The organism is Chryseobacterium sp. CP-77, assembly GCF_036362765.1.
Taxonomy (GTDB): Bacteria; Bacteroidota; Bacteroidia; order Flavobacteriales; family Weeksellaceae; genus Chryseobacterium; species Chryseobacterium cupriresistens.
In genome coordinates, this window is the sequence record NZ_CP143637.1 from 1,430,641 (window position 1) to 1,447,972 (window position 17,332).

Annotated in this window: 18 protein-coding genes and 1 pseudogene; 2 read left to right on the top strand and 17 right to left on the bottom strand. The window is 35.2% G+C overall.

Going from position 1 to position 17,332, the window contains the following annotated elements; translation table 11 throughout:
• Genes V0410_RS06375 through V0410_RS06385 form a run of 3 tightly spaced genes read right to left on the bottom strand, consistent with a single transcriptional unit; the run spans position 1 to position 1,925 of the window.
• The gene (locus V0410_RS06375; protein ID WP_330746783.1) at positions 1-1,341 is read right to left on the bottom strand and encodes a hypothetical protein; all 1,341 of its coding nucleotides are present in this window, start codon (positions 1,339-1,341) and stop codon (positions 1-3) included.
• A 7-nt stretch (positions 1,342-1,348) separates the two neighbouring features.
• On the bottom strand, positions 1,349-1,585 hold the full coding sequence (locus V0410_RS06380; protein ID WP_330746784.1) for a hypothetical protein: 237 nt from the start codon (positions 1,583-1,585) through the stop codon (positions 1,349-1,351).
• A complete protein-coding gene (locus V0410_RS06385) occupies positions 1,551-1,925 on the bottom strand; it encodes a recombinase family protein (RefSeq protein ID WP_330746785.1) in 375 nt (124 codons plus the stop codon). The genes V0410_RS06380 and V0410_RS06385 overlap by 35 nt, the downstream gene beginning before the upstream one ends.
• A 540-nt stretch (positions 1,926-2,465) precedes the next feature.
• Here V0410_RS06385 and V0410_RS06390 point away from each other — a divergent pair.
• Positions 2,466-4,016 carry a T9SS type A sorting domain-containing protein gene (locus V0410_RS06390; protein WP_330746786.1) on the top strand — a complete coding sequence of 517 codons (1,551 nt, stop codon included), beginning with the start codon at positions 2,466-2,468 and terminating at the stop codon, positions 4,014-4,016.
• Between the two features lie 491 nt (positions 4,017-4,507).
• Here the strand turns inward: V0410_RS06390 and V0410_RS06395 are convergent, their stop codons facing one another.
• The 12 genes and pseudogenes from V0410_RS06395 to V0410_RS06450 all read right to left on the bottom strand — a co-directional run bounded on the left by V0410_RS06395 (position 4,508) and on the right by V0410_RS06450 (position 12,963).
• Positions 4,508-5,053, bottom strand: a complete 546-nt coding sequence (locus tag V0410_RS06395) for a peptidoglycan-binding protein LysM (protein ID WP_330746787.1) — start codon at positions 5,051-5,053, stop codon at positions 4,508-4,510.
• 702 nt (positions 5,054-5,755) lie between these two features.
• Positions 5,756-6,199, bottom strand: coding sequence for a Rid family detoxifying hydrolase (locus tag V0410_RS06400; protein ID WP_330746788.1), 444 nt, complete (start codon positions 6,197-6,199; stop codon positions 5,756-5,758).
• Positions 6,200-6,263: 64 nt separating this feature from the next.
• A complete protein-coding gene (locus V0410_RS06405; protein WP_227942476.1) occupies positions 6,264-7,172 on the bottom strand; it encodes an alpha/beta fold hydrolase in 909 nt (302 codons plus the stop codon).
• 26 nt (positions 7,173-7,198) lie between these two features.
• On the bottom strand, positions 7,199-8,110 hold the full coding sequence (locus V0410_RS06410; RefSeq protein ID WP_330746789.1) for an alpha/beta fold hydrolase: 912 nt from the start codon (positions 8,108-8,110) through the stop codon (positions 7,199-7,201).
• A gap of 224 nt (positions 8,111-8,334) precedes the next feature.
• Positions 8,335-9,159 carry a helix-turn-helix domain-containing protein gene (locus V0410_RS06415; RefSeq protein ID WP_047433498.1) on the bottom strand — a complete coding sequence of 275 codons (825 nt, stop codon included), beginning with the start codon at positions 9,157-9,159 and terminating at the stop codon, positions 8,335-8,337.
• Between the two features lie 165 nt (positions 9,160-9,324).
• Positions 9,325-9,570 (bottom strand): hypothetical protein, encoded by a 246-nt coding sequence (locus tag V0410_RS06420; protein ID WP_330746790.1) that lies wholly within the window; start codon positions 9,568-9,570, stop codon positions 9,325-9,327.
• Positions 9,571-9,769: 199 nt separating this feature from the next.
• On the bottom strand, positions 9,770-10,072 hold the full coding sequence (locus tag V0410_RS06425; protein WP_330747664.1) for a Crp/Fnr family transcriptional regulator: 303 nt from the start codon (positions 10,070-10,072) through the stop codon (positions 9,770-9,772).
• Between the two features lie 45 nt (positions 10,073-10,117).
• Positions 10,118-10,364, bottom strand: a pseudogene (locus V0410_RS06430) (Crp/Fnr family transcriptional regulator); the annotation flags it as partial.
• Between the two features lie 253 nt (positions 10,365-10,617).
• Positions 10,618-10,803: a hypothetical protein gene (locus V0410_RS06435; protein ID WP_047433500.1), complete on the bottom strand. Its 186-nt coding sequence runs from the start codon at positions 10,801-10,803 to the stop codon at positions 10,618-10,620.
• Between the two features lie 353 nt (positions 10,804-11,156).
• A complete protein-coding gene (locus tag V0410_RS06440; protein ID WP_047433501.1) occupies positions 11,157-11,519 on the bottom strand; it encodes a hypothetical protein in 363 nt (120 codons plus the stop codon).
• A 14-nt stretch (positions 11,520-11,533) separates the two neighbouring features.
• Positions 11,534-12,340 (bottom strand): exodeoxyribonuclease VII large subunit, encoded by an 807-nt coding sequence (locus V0410_RS06445; RefSeq protein WP_330746792.1) that lies wholly within the window; start codon positions 12,338-12,340, stop codon positions 11,534-11,536.
• Between the two features lie 17 nt (positions 12,341-12,357).
• Positions 12,358-12,963 (bottom strand): hypothetical protein, encoded by a 606-nt coding sequence (locus tag V0410_RS06450; RefSeq protein ID WP_330746793.1) that lies wholly within the window; start codon positions 12,961-12,963, stop codon positions 12,358-12,360.
• Positions 12,964-13,383: 420 nt separating this feature from the next.
• Here V0410_RS06450 and V0410_RS06455 point away from each other — a divergent pair, with 420 nt between their 5' ends.
• Positions 13,384-13,524, top strand: coding sequence for a bacteriocin-like protein (locus V0410_RS06455; RefSeq protein ID WP_110010354.1), 141 nt, complete (start codon positions 13,384-13,386; stop codon positions 13,522-13,524).
• A gap of 100 nt (positions 13,525-13,624) precedes the next feature.
• Here V0410_RS06455 and V0410_RS06460 read toward each other — a convergent pair whose 3' ends face one another.
• Entirely contained in the window at positions 13,625-14,233 is a 609-nt protein-coding gene (locus V0410_RS06460) for an alpha-ketoglutarate-dependent dioxygenase AlkB family protein (RefSeq protein WP_330746795.1), read from the bottom strand.
• 29 nt (positions 14,234-14,262) lie between these two features.
• Positions 14,263-17,316: a DNA polymerase III subunit alpha gene (locus tag V0410_RS06465; RefSeq protein ID WP_330746796.1), complete on the bottom strand. Its 3,054-nt coding sequence runs from the start codon at positions 17,314-17,316 to the stop codon at positions 14,263-14,265.
• Positions 17,317-17,332 lie beyond the last annotated feature (16 nt).

Consider the following 17,332-nt stretch of genomic DNA (forward strand, 5'->3'; position numbering starts at 1 on the left):
TTATGATTTTGCCTTAAAAATATCTGCAAATTTCTGAAACAATTCAAGCATTTTGTTAGGATCTACTTCATCATTTGAGGAGTTTATCGAATCAATTTTCGATCTTTTCCTTAACGGATCTTGGTGAATTTCTGCTAGCGCGGTTTTCATGTAAGTGACATATTCATCAGTATTTTCATTCTCATTTTTCTTTATTTGTTCAGAAAACCCGACAATTGCCTTAGCAATTACAGTTTTATAAGCATAATCTTCTATAATCGTTTTTTGTTTGTTGTATTGACTAATACAAAAATATAATCCAATTGATAGAATAGGTATCATTAAAATTCTTCCAATCAATACATTAGTTTCAATACTTTGGCCAGATAGAATCCAATAACTAATCCAAATTATAAGAAGCATAAAAATAAGCGCTGTAACAAGCCATATTCCAACCTTATAAAATCCCTTAGAATTTTCATGTTGAGTTTCAAAAGCTGCACTTATTCCTCGTGCTGTAGAATAATTAAGAGCTTGACGTGCGGAGTCTAACATCTTTTCAGCATCAATAAGTAAGTTTTCCCTTTCTTGAGTATATTTTCTTATATGTTCTTCATTATCATCCATTTTTACATGAAGATTAGTTAATTTGTCCTCTGATCTTTGAACGTTTGTAGCAAAATTTTTAATAATTTTTTCGTTCGAAGTCACTTCATTTAGAGAGGTTTTTATTGTTTCATGAAAATCAATAGAAGAGTTTTTTAATTTTTCTATTTTTTCATTTTTAGCTTCTAATAAGTTAATTTCCTCCTCTAATTCTTCTTTTTTCTCTTGTAGTTTTTCAATTTCTCCATCTAGAATTGTTAACTTCTCCTTACTTTCCTCCTGTCTCTTTGCAATTTCTTCTGATTTTGTTTTTATTTCTTCTATTTCTTTCTGTATCTCAAATTTATCCTCTTGAATATTTATCTTAATTCTACTTATTTCTTCGATTCCTTTATCAAATTCAACGAATCTATCTTCAAAATATCTGATATTAAAAGGGCGTAAGTTTAGTTTTAGTTGATCTACTTGAGCATAAAGATTTCCAGGTGTGTGAATATATGTTTTGATATTTTGTAGTGTACCTAACAAGGAGCTACGCTCCCCGTAGGTAGAAAACTTTATAAATCGATTTTCGCTTTTAGTTAGTACGGACAAGTCAATTAATAATGCTTCAATCCCAGCAATTAATCCTTTGTAAGTATATTCACTTTCTGACCCAAAAGTTTGGTCTTTAAATGATTTTAAGTCTATATTTTTTATTTCTTCTCTGATTTCATCACGAAGCTGCCTGATTTTAATAATAGAAGTTATTGCCATTTTGGAATTAGTTTTTTATTGCCATTTTCTTTATTTCCTCATTTGTATGATTATCAAGAATTTTAGCATAACGATAAAACATTGCTCTAGTCAAACCAAGTGGCTTGTAAATCTCCTCCGGAGTCTTAGTTGGATCTTTATACACAGACCGCATAATTATTAACTTAGAAATTGTTTCTTTTGAATACCCCTTTGGTCTTCCGCCAGTTCTACCCCTTGCTCTTGCAGACTGTAATCCTTTCATATTCAGCTAATGAAGCCATGAGATTCAAAAATAGTCGTCCGTTAATTGTAGAGGTATCTACACCATCTGCAAGCCCTTTTATTATAATTCCTTTTTCACTTAAACTTAAGACAAGATCAATAATATTTTTTAAGCTTCTACCCAATCTGTCCAGTCTCCAAACATAAAGCTCATCACCTTTTCTAAACTGTTCGATCATCTTATCTAGTTCCGGACGATTCTTTGTTGCACCCGAAATTTTTCTCTTGATAAATTTCTCACAACCAACTTTTTCTAAGGCTTCAATTTGTAAATCCAAATTTTGGTCTTTGGTTGAAACCCATGCATACCCAATTTTCATATTTTGTTACATTAAACTCATACTCTATAAATTTATGAAACTTTGTTTAATGATACAGGTTTTTGAGAAAATAAATTTAAAGTGAAAAAGGTAAAATGTTATCATTTACCAAAATCTCACAAAACCACCGAATAATCCATGCAGGACAAATGGTCTAAAATATAAGATTAATAATTGTGGTAAGAATTAATAGTATTAAGAATTTAGCTTTACCAATATTTCCAAATCATCAACTTATTAATTCGATAATTGTTCATCTTGGCTTACAAAAGCGTTGATTTTTAATGTTTTTTATTTAACAACTTCAAAATTATTAAAAATACTCAAAGTATTTTAGAATATGCACGAAATATATACGAATCAATTTATTCAGATATTTTATCGAACCTTCTTTATGAAAGTTGCAGCATTCTCAAAAGTGGGATTCATGTTCTTTCATTGAAGTTTTTGCCTATATTTGCGTGGTTAAATTCTGCTGAATTTCAGGATAAAACCGCTGACTCCATCGTCAAATATCAGAAATTAGCTAAATAAATAATCATGAAATATCAAGCGATCTTTATTCTTTTGTTATCATCTGTACACCTGTTTTTTGCTCAGGTACTTGATAATAATTTTGGAACCAATGGAAAAATGGTTTATGACATCAATGCAAACGCAAATATTGAGAAAATTGGGTCGATGATTGCTGTGAGCAACAGTAAAATATTGGTTGGAGGTACTGACAATACCAGCGCTTATCTTGTGAGACACAATTCTGACGGTTCTTTTGACACTTCTTTTCAGAGCAACGGAATCAAACAGCTTCCGTTTAAATCAATTGAAAAAATATTAAAGACAAGCAACAACGAGATGATCATTCTCGGAACTAAGCTTGCCACCGACGGCTATTTTAACATCATCGTCTGTAAAGTTGATGAAAATGGAAATTATGTTACAAATTTCGGTACAAACGGTATTCTGGAAATCAATTTTGGCGTTCAGTCAGATGACAATGTCTTTAACGGTCAACTGCAATCTGACGGAAAAATAATTGTGGTCGGTAACAAAAGAGGCACGAATGCATTGACAGAAGGTTACGTTTTGCGTTTATTACAGAACGGTCAATTTGATACTACATTTAATAATACCGGACTATTCACTATTGCACCTGTTAATCACCGCCATTATTTGAATGCCGTAAATATTGCTCCAAATGGAACAATCGTTTGTTCAGGCTATCTTTTGCTGACGACAGGCTCCAACCAAGGTAGAATGTTTATATTAAGATTGTTACCAAATGGAACTTTGGATACTTCATTTGCCACCGTAGGATACAGATATTTTAATGTTACGAATATAGGCAGCTCACTGTCAAATACCAATATTGTTTTAAGTGACGGAAGTATTTTACTAGGCGGAGAATCATTCTCATCAAGCAATAACAATGTTTCATCTAACTTTACGATAATAAAATTTAATGTGGATGGTTCTTTTGAAAATTCTTTCGGAACGAACGGTGTTGTACAGACACTTCTACCAAGTATCGGAGGTCAGCTGAGAAATATGAAATTAGATTCTTCAAATAATATTATCGCAGTTGGTTCTACGTACTCGGCGACCAACGGTAATGAAAATTTTGCGATGATGAAATTTAATCTATCTGGGATTTTAGATACACAATTCGGAAATTCCGGTGTTGTAATTACAGATTTTTCAGGATTTCAGGATATTCCGTATTCATCTTTGGTTTTTGAATCAAAAATAATTCTTGCAGGATTTGCTTCTTCTTCAGATTTTCCCAGCAACAGCAAATTTGCACTTGCACAATACACATACAGTAACTTAGGAATTGTTGAGTCTAAAAAAGCAGATAGCTTCAAGATTTTCCCGACAGTTTTTTCAGACAATATTAATATAAAATGTGAAAAAGAGAGCAAAGTAAGCGTTCGTATTTTTGATTATTCGGGTAGACTTATTTATAGAAAAGAAAATTTCAGATGCTCTCAGACTCCGGAACAGCTGCAACTGCCGATCTCAAAGCAAGGAGTATATTGGTCACAAATCAATTCAGGAAATAAAATTTATGTTCAGAAATTGATAAAGAAGTAATATTGGAGCTGCTAACTTTGTTAGGACATAATTCTTATACTCTTTAACTTAAGAGTAGGAAAAAGATCAGAAAAAAGTACCCTTATTTAAAATTAACAGCTTCCGAAAAGGCAGTGAAATATAAAGGTTGAAACTGTAATCCCCTACACACTTGTTTTCTCCCCAAAAGCAAAAGCCTTCCCACAGAAGGCTTTCAAATCCCCCTCCTTCTTTTCCTATTCTTCCCCTCCTCTTCTTTCTTCTCCTCCTTCCACACATTCTTAAACGAAAACTCAAACTTCCCAATTCCCTTATCAAACCTCAAATATCCCTGATACTTCTTCCTGTTCCTATCCACCAGCCCAAAAACATAGATTCTACCTCACAGCTGACAGATACCTATTCCCGGATTTTGAATTTTGTCTATATCGTTACAATACATACAAAATCAAAGGCCCCCTGAGGAAGCCTTCGAAACACCAAATCACAAAATATTAATATGAAAATTTTATTTATAAAGCTGTTGCAGTATATGTTACTGTCTGCGTATAAGTTCCGGCTGGCTTACCTAAAATATCAGAAGATGAAGATTTTGCAGCTGGAATAGTATAGTCTAAATTCAATGTGAATGCACTTCCAAGTGGAGCATTGGATACTAAAGTTTGATCTGTTGCAGATAATACTACAGCGGTCTTTGTTCCTCCCATACTTCCGGCAGCGGTAGAAGGTTTGATTGTTAAAACATTCACAGGAATCAGGTTGGTTCCATTCATAAAATTAGCACCCCCTGCCTTTACTTTAACATTAAAGTTCTTTGTAGAAGTAACTTTTAAAGAGTTGGCTTTAGTAATCGTCTGATCAGAGTTGTAATCTGCTGCAGTAGCATAGTTAAAATCTACCGTATTACCAATGGCTGTACTTCCTGCATCGATAGAGATCACATCGTTCAGGGTAATGTTTACCGTTGTAGTTGCGGTTGTATTTTGAGCTTGAACATTGTTTGTTCCCAATAGGATTGCTCCAAAAGTTAAGGCTGAGATTACGATTAGTTTTTTCATGATGGGTATATTTTATTGTTATTTTTTACTCAATTATTATCTTTTGTATACTGCAAATTTATAGTGGTGCTAAAAGTTTCCTTGTAGTGGAAAAAGGAAGTTCATGTAGTAAAATCACTACACGGTTTATCATTTTGACATAAATAGCAAAGCCCTCAGTACTTTCACAGTACTGAGGGCGTAAATAAATTGCTGTTATTTCTAGTATAAACATACCCACGCTCCGTTCGATTTGAAAAGCAAGGTTACGGATCCTATTCAGACACTTATATCAATTCAATTGATAAAGACGAAGTTGATGGGCTTATTATTTCCATTAAAAACTTACTTGACAATGTATTAAAAACAACACCAACAACGTATACGGAAGTTACCTATTCATTGAGAGGCGGATTCAGCCTGGGAAGTTACTTCGAAGTTAAAAAATCAAGATGGACAAGCTTCTTGAAAATTGAAAAAGATAGCAGTAAAAGCATGGGAACTTTGAGTGAGACTGACTCCAGAACTTATTAAGTTTATTGGAGCAAGCAAAATCTAAAATGTAATTAACAGATACAATAAAAATACTCCCGGAAATTCACCAAAGTATACCCTAAAATTTAAATCTAAACTACCTCTTAATCCTTTCAGACAACAGCATTAAGAGGGTAATGTTTTGTATTCAGTGTTCCTCTAAACTATTTTATGTAATGGAAATTTGTGCTAATAACCTTTCTTAACGGCTATACATTCAATCTCAATACTCGCATTTCGGGGCAAAGAGGAAACTTCGATTGTACTTCTTGCAGGAAAACGATCACGAAAATAAGTACCATATATTTTATTAAAAACATCAAACTGTTTCATATCTGTAATAAAAACGGTTGTCTTTGTGATATGATCAAAATCGGAATGATTGTCCCTGAGAATAGTTTTTAAGTTTTCAAAAATCTGTACTATTTGTTCTTCAAAACCTTCTTTTAAGCGGTTTGTTTTTGGATCTATTCCTATCTGGCCCGATACAAACACTAAATCTTCATAGCCGGTTGAATGGCTGTAGGGACCTATGGCTTTTGGTAAATCCGTATGTTTTACTGCTACAATCTGTTTTTTTGTACTGCATGACAACAATGTCAGGGCTAAGAAAAGCAATATAAATCTGTGCATTTTGGTTCATTTGATATTAAAAAAAGAGGTTAGCTTTTTAGACTAACCTCATACTGTACTTATCCTATTTTTTGATGAAGTTCAATAATTCGGTATTAAATTTATCCAACTCTTCGATGAACAAGGCATGACCGCTTTTTTCAAAAGGAACTAACGTTGAGTTTTTAAGCAAAATATTCATTTGTTCCGCAAGATCATAAGAACAGATTTTATCCAGCTTACCGTGTAAGATCAAAGTAGGAATTGTTATTTTCTTCAAATCATTACGCAAATCGCTATCCCTCAGAGTTTTTAATCCCTCAGCCATTGCATAAGGTGATGCCTGAGCCTGAATGCCTCCCAACCAAGCACCATGACCTTGGGAAACGCTGGTCTCATTAGCTGGAAATATCTTACCGAATGTGGCGAATAATTCCGGACGGTTAGTGTTGTTTAGGTGTATCAAACCATTGACATCTTCTTTAGTCCACAGGCCATAATTAAAGTCTGCCCTTTTTGTCCAGATCGGTGCTGCTGCCCCAAATAAAGCCATTTTTGAAACGTGGGCCGCATTGTATTTGGCTACATAGTGAATCACTGTAGCACCACCCATTGAAAATCCGCCGATTGTAGCATTTTTAACATCCAATTTGTCCAAAACAACCTTGATATCATCTGCAAATACATCATAATTATATTTGCCTCCCGGTTTGTCAGACAGTCCGAATCCTCTTAAAGTGATACCAATCACACGATATCCTTTTTGGATAAAATCGGCATACTGGTATTCATACATGGCATCACTCAATGGCCATCCGTGAATTAAAACAATAGGCTCTCCCTCACCAAGGTCCGTTACATGAAGTTTCACATTTTTCTCTACTTCAATATATTCTTCTCTTCCAAAGGCTGCTGGTGTTCTTTTTGTTTGTGATAAAACTGTGTTTGAAATTAATGTTGTAAATAATACGACTGCTAAAATTAAATTTTTCATGTTTCTTTAAATATTTATTATTGTTGTTATTTTGACACTACAAAGTTGCTCTTATTCCTCAGGCCTTCCAATGGACGGCTTTCGCTTTGAATTGTACTTTTTGTCTCTCTTGATTTATATTCTTTTATAAATGATAGGATATCCTTGTTGATTACATCAGCATTGATGGTAGGCATGCCGTGAGAATAGCCCGGATAAATGATCAGTTGGCTATTTTTAAGAAGTTCTGCAGCCTTTACTGCCGTAGTCTGATAAGGCACAATCTGATCATCATCACCATGGAGTACTAAAACAGGTATTTCCAGACTTTTTAGGTCCTTTGTAAAATCGGTCTCAGAAAAGACTTTGATACAGTCATATTGTGCCTTGATACCACCCATCATTCCCTGTCTCCACCAGTTGTCCTGTATACCTTTTTTAATAACCGCATCTTCTCTGTTGTAACCGTAGAAAGGCACTGTAAGATCCTGATAGAATTGCTGTCTGTTATGAAGTGTATTATGGCGGATATCGTCAAATACAGCAAGTGGCACCCCTTCAGGATTATTGACATCAGCAATCATATAAGGTGTAATTGCACTTATTAAAACCACTTTAGATACGCGGTTTTTTCCATATTGGGCAGCATATCTTATTGCTTCGCCACCACCTGTTGAATGACCTACGTGGATCACATCTTTTAAATTCAGGTACTCTACCAATTCTGCAACATCCGCTGCATACGTGTCCATGTCATTACCCTTATAGGTTTGAGTCGATCTTCCGTGCCCTCTTCTGTCATGGGAAACAACTCTATATCCTTTTTCCAGAAAGAACATCATCTGTGCATCCCAGTCGTCGGATGACAATGGCCATCCATGGTGAAAAAATATCGGTTGCCCTTCACCTAAATCTTTGAAATAAATTTCTGTTCCGTCTTTTACTGTAAACTTGTTCATGTCTTTACTATTTAATTGTTGTTATTGTTCCTTTTTGTTATTGCAAAGTTGGGGTAATTCCGAAGGCGTATCAATGGATGGTTTTCGCTTTGAATTGTACTTTTTGCCCCAACAGGAACCAGTAGTATTATGAACAATCTGTTTTTAGGATTAGAAAGGTGTAAATATGAAAAAGCACAACCGATCAGGGCTGTGCTTGTACTGGATATTGGAGAAATATCTGGTTAAAACTGCTTTCTAAAACTGGTTGGGGATATTCCCGTGTGTTTGGTGAAAAAGCGGACAAAATAGGCGTCGTCTTCGTAATTCAATGTGTAGGCAATCTCTTTGACACTCATTGTAGTATGTACTAAAAGACGCTTACTTTCAAGTATAATACGGTTTTTTATAATTTCATTTGGTGTGTCTTTACTAACCAGGCTTACTTTTTTACTTAGATTTTTTGGCGTAATACAAAGCAAATCAGCATAATCAGCTACAGTATGGAGAGTCTTGAAATGCTGTTCTACCAATTTGCTGAATTTCCGCAGAAATTGGACATCGGCCTGCTGTATATTGTCTGCCAGCTGATGTTGCTGCTTCCAGATGCGTGTAGATTTAAGAATGATCAGTTTTAACAATGTCCTCAGCATTTCTTCTGTACCGGAATCTTCATTTTTCAATTCGGACTGAATATCACTGATGATCTTTTGTATATCAGCAGACTGTTCTTCATTTAAATTGATGAATGGAATTTCAAACACATTGTTATACAGAATACCATCACAGGCAACTTCATGATCATGAATTTCCACACAGTAAAAATCCTTGTTAAAATGCATCAGTTGCCCGCCGATAGTTTCACAGGGCTTTACGATGACATGGGGATTAATAAATAATAAGGTATCTGTTTTCATTTCAATCTCCTGAAAATCCACTTGTATAATAGCTTTCTGTGGAATGAACAGGACTTTGATATGTTCGTTTATTTTGTTGAGGGTATCATTTTGAACGGAGGATTTGCTAAATTCTAAATTCCCAAATTTTTTAAATGAAAATTCCTTTATCATTATAATGATTTAAAAATTGCTATGTACATCAACTTAATTAGAAGTCTACTGTAAAAATAAGGAATAATATAACAGTAATGTCAACAGTATTTCTTTATTATCCAAGAGTTCATTATACTTTAGTTCCAATTACTTTCATGTATCTAAAGTAATCTGGTTCCTTGATTAATCAATAGTAACAGAATCAAATCCCGAAACTTGTAATTCATTAGGTACAGGAATGTAGGACCAGCAAATTACATCCATTTGAAAACCTTCCATGCCCTGCCATTTCTGAAGCTCAAAGTCATAATAGCCCAGATCAAAATTATCTAAATCTTTATCGTACAATAAAACAGTTCTCGAAAATTGCTCTCCTTCTACCTGGGTAGGAAATTGATCCACTGGATTAAATTTTAGTTCTTCATTCATAATTATAGTTTTTCAAATAGTAAAGATCTGTTCAAATCAAATTTAACACTATTTTCTGATTCTTTTTATTATATGGTGGAACGAATGATTGTCATCATTTAAAAACCTATGCACAGGATTATGATGATTATGATCATAGATCGTTGAAGATCTGGTAGATACTTTGGATTTACCTAACCTGGGTTACTATAAAAATACATTAATAGAAAATTGTTCGTCCATCAAGCTTCAGGATCTTTTCTTGTGCCATCTTTTTAATCGTCCGTATTACTGTTTCGACCCGCAAACCTGTCAAATTGGCAATTTGCTGCCTGGTAAGTGGAACAGGATAAGAGTAAGGATTTTGTTTTAAGGAACTATCCTTATAATAATCCATTAATGATTTTATTTTCGACATCGGGTCAGTGGATGAATTGTTGAACAGCATCACATACTTATCGAAAAGACGGTCTGACAGATGACGGAAAATTGTAAACATCAATTCTCTATTGGTACTCAACATATTCAGAAAGTTGGATTTTGGTAATTTCAGAATTATGCAGTCAGTTTTAGCGATGGCATTCATCGGATAATTCTTATTGGCAAAAAGTAAAGATTCTCCAAAACTCTGACCTTCTGAGGATATTCAGGGTAAATTCTTTTCCATCCTCGTGATAATTATTCAGTTCTACTGTACCCTTAACAATCTGGAAATAATAGTGGGGAACACTTCCCATTTCATAAATAATTTCCTTTGCGGGATAATCCTCGTAAACGGCTCCATTTTCGAGCAAAAGATTTTCATCGATGATCATATTATCTATATTTTGTTATGGTTCCAAATGAATATCTTAGCAAAAATTGGCAGTAACTTTACATACAAATTTTGGGCCATTCATATGCAAAAAAGCCCTTCAATAAATGTCTCAATGACCATCTGCCCAACTCCTAAAAATCAGATATCGATCTATTGGCTGCCCAAATAATTACTAAAGACGCTCCAATATCCGCACCTGTAGCTTTTTAATTTTTCAGACTGCTTCTCAATCTTCTTTAAAAATAACGTATTTATGCCTCGTCTTTAGTATTTTTGACAAGACCAATCCCCGAAAAAAAGAATATCAGTCCAAGAACTCCGATCACTCCTAAAGTCGTATAGGCTGAGCTTTTATTAATCAATTCATAACCTGTATAAATCAAACCTGCGATTCCTAAAACAGTCAGTATTGTTCCAAATGTGCGTTTAACGTTCATAACAGTATTTTTTTAAAATAATAGTACTCTACAATTTTTTTCCAGTTACTTGCGCTGATATTTTTGAGATTATCAGCACAGCCTTAAAAACAGTTTTCCCCTATTCAGTTAACTGAGATGCGAGGTTAAAAACTATGCTCCGAACTTTAAGGAAGGCTGATTACTTTTCCCTCTCTTTTTTGTTTGTTAACTACCATCATATGATTAATATCCGGCAGTTAAAAAAATTGCAAAAATTAAGCCGTTTGGATAAAAATATTCTTTAACAAGTGGTAAATGCCATAGTAACAATCCTATTGAATTCTATTTTGTTTTTTATATATGTAAAAATCGAGTTAAAGTTCCGCTTGGAATTATAGTTGTAGACCAGAAGCATTAATAGTTAATCCCCATTTATTTTTCATATAATTATGTAATGGGCTATCCCAGAAGTAAGGAGGTGGGCAATACTCACTTATTTCCGGAAGTATCCTCTGAATCCTTTCTTCATAGATAGGATTTTCTTCAAATTTTTCTGAAATCTCTGAATACTTCTCACTTATAAAACGTATAAGCTCATTATCTATGAGTATTCCTTTCTTCTTTAATTGATCCAGCTTTTTAAAAAATTCAATTACAATCTTTTTATATTGCTCATCATCAATAGTTGAAAGAGATTCAAAATTCAAATAAGTATCTATAATATTATTAATTTCTGTTATTTTAGTAGTTTCCATAATGTTATGCAGCTTTAAAATAACTTTGCCAATAAAAACCCTGTTACTAAAGCTATAACAGCTGCGATGACAATCTTTAGATAATCTGTTTTACTATTTTTAACCTCCGTATTCAGTCTTACATTTTCCTGCTGTAAAGATTCTACTGCAGCCTTTAGAGAAGCTGTCTTCTCATTAATAACTGACTGTAAGTTTTTCTCATGTAAAACATTGAGTTCCTTTTTATAGCTTTCCATTTCCTGCTGTCTTTGTTTCTGCTGTTCTGAAAAACTCTTTTGTGTTTCCTGAAGCTGTTTAGCCGAAGACTCCTGAAATTTCTGGAACTCTTCATTTCTTTTTGAAAGCTGATCTGTTAAAGTTTTTACCTGCTGACCATGTTTTTCAGTAAGATCCTTCTTTAACTTCTCTACCTCTTCATTACGAACCTTAAGCTGCTCCGTAAAAATCTTTATCTGGTTTTCAGCCTGCTCCTTAAAGTTTTTCTGTGCTTCGGTAAATTCGTCATTTTTCGTTTTAAGCTGCTTTTCCAGTGTTAACACTTGCTCTGCAAACTGTTTGCCTACATCCTTTTTAACTTCATCAATCAGTAATGCCCGGGAATTTGATTTCTCATGAGACAACTTTTCAACGATGGAGTGAAGCCCTGCTCCATAATCATGAGGAAGATGAAATCTTTTATCTGCCAGCTTATCGAGCAAAGTTTCATCTACCGTATGCCCTATTGCTGTGACAGTCACTGCTTCTATTGTAATAAACAATTCTGAAAGCTGTAAATCATTAAAAGTTTCCATACTTTGTTTGTCTCCCCCACCTCTTACCAATGCTATGATATCGTAGCCTAATGCTGAAACTTCTTCAAGTTTGGAAACAATAGAGGTCGATGAAGTAATACTGCAGGTATATTCCGAGACCTGGAAATACTTCTGGAAACATCCAATCCTTCTGCGAAGTCTCTTTGTACAATCGCATTATTTCCATAAATGTTAGCAATTCTGATCGGCTCATCTTTCAGAATCTTCTCTCTGATCACAGTTTCCAGGTCCTTGGAGCCCTTCCCAAGCTTCTTCTGGATAAGCTCATATCTCTGTAATTCTTCCTCCGAAATTGCGCGTTCTTCCTGCTGAATAATCTCATCGACTACAAAGCGAAGTTCCACAGAAGAGTTCTTAATACTTTTCTCAATATATCCTCTGAGGGTATAAATCTCATTATTTTCAATCTTACTTCTCAGTAACGCAGAAACCCGTACCCCAATAGAAATTGTATCAGATTCTGAAAATAAATTATCATAGTAATAATTTCCATAGGCTTTCCCACCACCAAAAGAGTATCTTCCCTTAAGATAAATAAGATTAACCGTTGCATTAAGTTTTAATGCATTACTAAAAAGGCCAAGTACCGATCCCGGAGAATAAACCTGATATGCCAACTCATTTCCCTGCATGTTTTTCAAACTCAAAATTAAATGACTTCAAAGGTATTGTTATTTTATTAATTTAACTTTTCAAACCTAGAATTGCTAGAATTCCCAATAATATGCATCCACATTATCAACCATTTTATTTTACAAAAATACACTCCGTAAACGACAAAACATGTCGTATTTTATCCCTAGAAAAATGGAACCCTGCCGGTTGAAGTTTTTTGATAAATTATAACAACTATTGTACTACCAGATCTGATAGAACAGAGAAAAAGCATGGGGTCAACGAATATAGTATTATTGTTAAAAAACGATCATTTCTTAGAACATCAATTTTGGAATGCAAAGTAACAAACAAGGTTTGAACGTTAAAATTCGTTAATTTAAACTATTATATAATAATTATTCTTGAGATTTGTTGTGAACATAAAATATATTAATATGAAAAATTTAAAAAAGCTTAACAAAGCAGAATTAAAAACAATTGTTGGCGGAGCAGATTGTACCAGACTATGTTTTATAAATGATAAATTAACATGCGTTCCGTATAATTCATGTGGCGGCCCTGGGCTTGAGCCATAAAAAAAGAATAACCTGTTTTTCAGATACGTATTTTCAAAATACTTTCAATAACAGTAAACCATGAAAAACAGGTTATTACCTTAAAAACATCTATACACACCTAAGAATCAAGAACTAACCTGAACGTCAGATTAATCCGCTCTTTCATGGGTATTATAGATTTAGCTATCCGATGCTCCCAGTTTTCCTGCAAATCGCCTTTCATGATAAGCAGAGAACCATGCGGAAGCGGTAAACTGTACTTACTGGCATGGTGGTCTTTTTTCCTGAAATCAAAGTTCCTGGTTTGCCCAAGGCTGATAGAGGCAATCACAGGCCGTTTACCATACCGGCTTTCTTTATCTCTATGCCAGGCCACAGAATCATTATGGTCTCTGTAGAGATTTAATAAAACTCCATTAAACTTACAGTTAAACTCTTTTTCTATCCTTTCCTTGAGCAAGAACAGTTCAGGAGTCCATGGATTTCTTGCCCTTTCTTTTTCTTGAGCACCATAATCTTTTGAATCCCCATACCATGCTGTCAGCCGTGGAGTCAATATCATTTTATCATACATTTTCTGTGTACGCTGTTCCCATGACGCGGTATTGAGCAGCTTATCTTTTAACTGATCAGCTTGCTCTTTACTTAGAAAATGTTCCCTGTATTCCAAAAGATCCTTTGGAAATTCATAGAACGCTTCTGTATCGAATAAACTTAACTGATTCATAATTCTTCTTATCAAAAATTTTACTATTACTACTGTATCTTATGTCTTGGCAATCCAATCTCATGGGCCTGCGGATAAGGTTCTCTATAGGTCATGCTTACATCTTCCCTGATCTGCCTGTGGATATCATATTGTTTTTCTTTATCATAAGCATACCTTGGATCAGGAATCATGGGCATCTTTGCCATTTTATGAATGGTAACGGTAGGAAAATGAAAATCGACTTCCACGGTTCCAAGGAGCAGATAACATCCGCCGCCCTGAAAATCATACTGCTTTAGACTGTCAGGAAAATGAGCGGTATCAAAATAATCTCCGTTCACATCGATCCACGTACCAAAATACATGGTGCCTTTCTTCGTGGGTACATGTTTTCTTGAAATCAGATACGCCAGCATTTTAACCTGCTGCTTATGAAACTTCAATAAATCCTTCACCAAAACAGAACCCCGGTACCGGGTCTGTAACAGATCAAAAGGGCTGCATGAAACAGGAAACCCAATGAGTTCAATTTCATCAAAGGCATCCTCAAAATGTTCCCGCTTTAATTCAGGAAGCTTAAATTCCTGAACCGGTTCTTCAATCAGCATAAGCCCTCTGTTTTCAGGCTTAAAGTTAACAAGCAGAACTCTCGCCTCAACAAGCAGTTCATTTTTAGGTTTTCCAGTAAACCGGAAGGCGCCGATAAAAATCAGGATCTGTATGGTTTCAATACCAATGGGAATACGTCTTATAAAATTCTCCAATGAGGTATATACTCCGTTGGTTTTTCTTTCCTCGACAATACCGTGGGCAATTCTTGTTTCCAGCCCTTCCAAAAGCATTAATCCCAGATAGATATCCGTCCCTTTCAGTGTTGTCTGATACTCACTGTTATTAATACAGGGAACCTGGATATTTCCGCCCGACATTTTTGCTTCATGAATATAGACTTCAGTTCTGTAAAATCCTCCCTGGTTATTAATCACTGACACCATAAATTCCAATGGGTAATATACCTTTAAATACAAACTCTGATAACTCTCCACCGCGTAGGATGCCGAGTGTGCTTTACAGAAAGAATACCCGGCAAAAGATTCAATCTGTCTGTATGCCTCAGCTGTCAACAGTTCCGAATGGCCCTTCTCCTTACAGGATGCAAAGAAATTATCCTTTATCTGCTGAAGCTTTTTAATCGATCTTCCTTTTCCGCTCATGGCTCTTCGTAAGATATCCCCGTCCGCTAATGATAATCCTCCAAAGTACTGGGCAATCTTAATCACATCTTCCTGATATACCATAATGCCATAGGTTTCTTTCAGATGCTCTTCAAATACCGGATGAAAATATTCAAACTGATCCGGATGGTTATGCCTGAAAATATATTCCCGCATCATTCCGCTCTGAGCCACTCCCGGCCGGATAATGGAGGAAGCGGCGACCAGTGTTCTGTAATTATCACACTTAAGTCTTCTTAAAAGACCGCGCATGGCGGGAGATTCTATATAAAAACAGCCGATGGTTCTTCCTATCGCCAGATATTCATTGGTTTTTTCTTCATCTTTTGACAGTGATGTATCGCGGATATCCACAGCGATTCCTTTTGTTTTCTTAATAAGAGCTACCGTATCATTGATGGTACCCAATCCTCTCTGGGAAAGAATATCAAATTTTTCCAGCCCGATATCTTCTGCCACATTCATATCAAACTGAACAATCGGAAAACCTTTGGGAGGCATTTCAAGTGCCGTATAACTTGTAATAGGTTCTTCAGAAATCAGAATTCCACAGGAATGCATGCTTCTCTGATTGGGAAATTTCTCCAGCAGCTTACCATACTTTTGTACCATCTGAACCACTGTGTTATGGTCATGGTCTTCCATAGGCTTTGTCGCCAGATCATCCAATTCTTCTTTAGGAAGTCCAAACACTTTTCCCACTTCTCTGAAAATAGACCGGTATTTAAACTCCACATTGGTTCCGCAAAAGGCTACATGATCCTTTCCATACCGGTCAAAAACATACTCCAATATCGTATCCCTGTTCTGCCAGCTCCAGTCGATATCAAAATCAGGCGGAGACTTCCGGTTAAGATTTAAGAAACGTTCAAAATACAGGTCCAATTCCAAAGGACAGATGTCGGTTATTCCCAGACAATAGCTTACAATAGAATTAGCACCACTTCCCCTTCCCACATGCATAAGCCCCAAGCTGTTGCTGTAACGGATAATATCCCAGGTTATTAAAAAATAAGAACAGAAATTAAGTTCATCGATCACTTTCAGTTCTTTTTCCACTCTTAATCTGGCCATTTCATGATGAGTTCCGTATCTTTTTTCCAGTCCTGAATATGCCAGCCTGCGAAGTAATTTTACATCATCTGCTTTTGATTTTGTATAAAATTGTTTATTCTTTACCTTTTTAAAATCAAATTCAAAGCTGCATTGTGCCAGCATTGCTTTTGTTCTTGTAACAATCTCCGGATATCTTTCAAATGCCTTTGCAATCTCCTTTTCAGTCATAAAATATTCTGATTCCCTGCATATATCCCGTTTAGTGAGCTTTGACAATAAGGTATTATGATCAATGGCCCTGAGAATTTTATGCAGTTTATACTCCTCACCGGTTCTGAATGTAACAGGATGCAGAACTACCATTCTGGAAATCAGTTTCTGGTACTCAGGTCTTATCAAAAAATTCAGTTCCTCTATTCTCACCCCAACCCGTTCATTTTCCTTTAAGACTTCCGGGATATTACTCATAGGATAAACCACAAAGATATTTTCAAATTCCGGCGCTGTCTCTGAAAGTTCCTTATCGTCACAGTTATGCTGAGTAATAATGGTATTGACTTCTCTTATTCCTGAAAACTCTTTTGCAACAGCAATATACAACAGTTTGCCTTCCTTGCGTACCTCAACGCCTGCGATAGGTTTAATACCAACCCGTTCACATTCTTTCTTAAAATCATAAATAGCGGTAACGGTATTTATATCCGTCAGTACTAGCTCTGTACTCCCTGATGCATAAGCCTGCTTCACCAATTCCTCTATGGATAGGGTCCCATATCGGAGGCTGTGAAAAGAATGACAATTCAAAAACATTATTAAAAATTTAAAA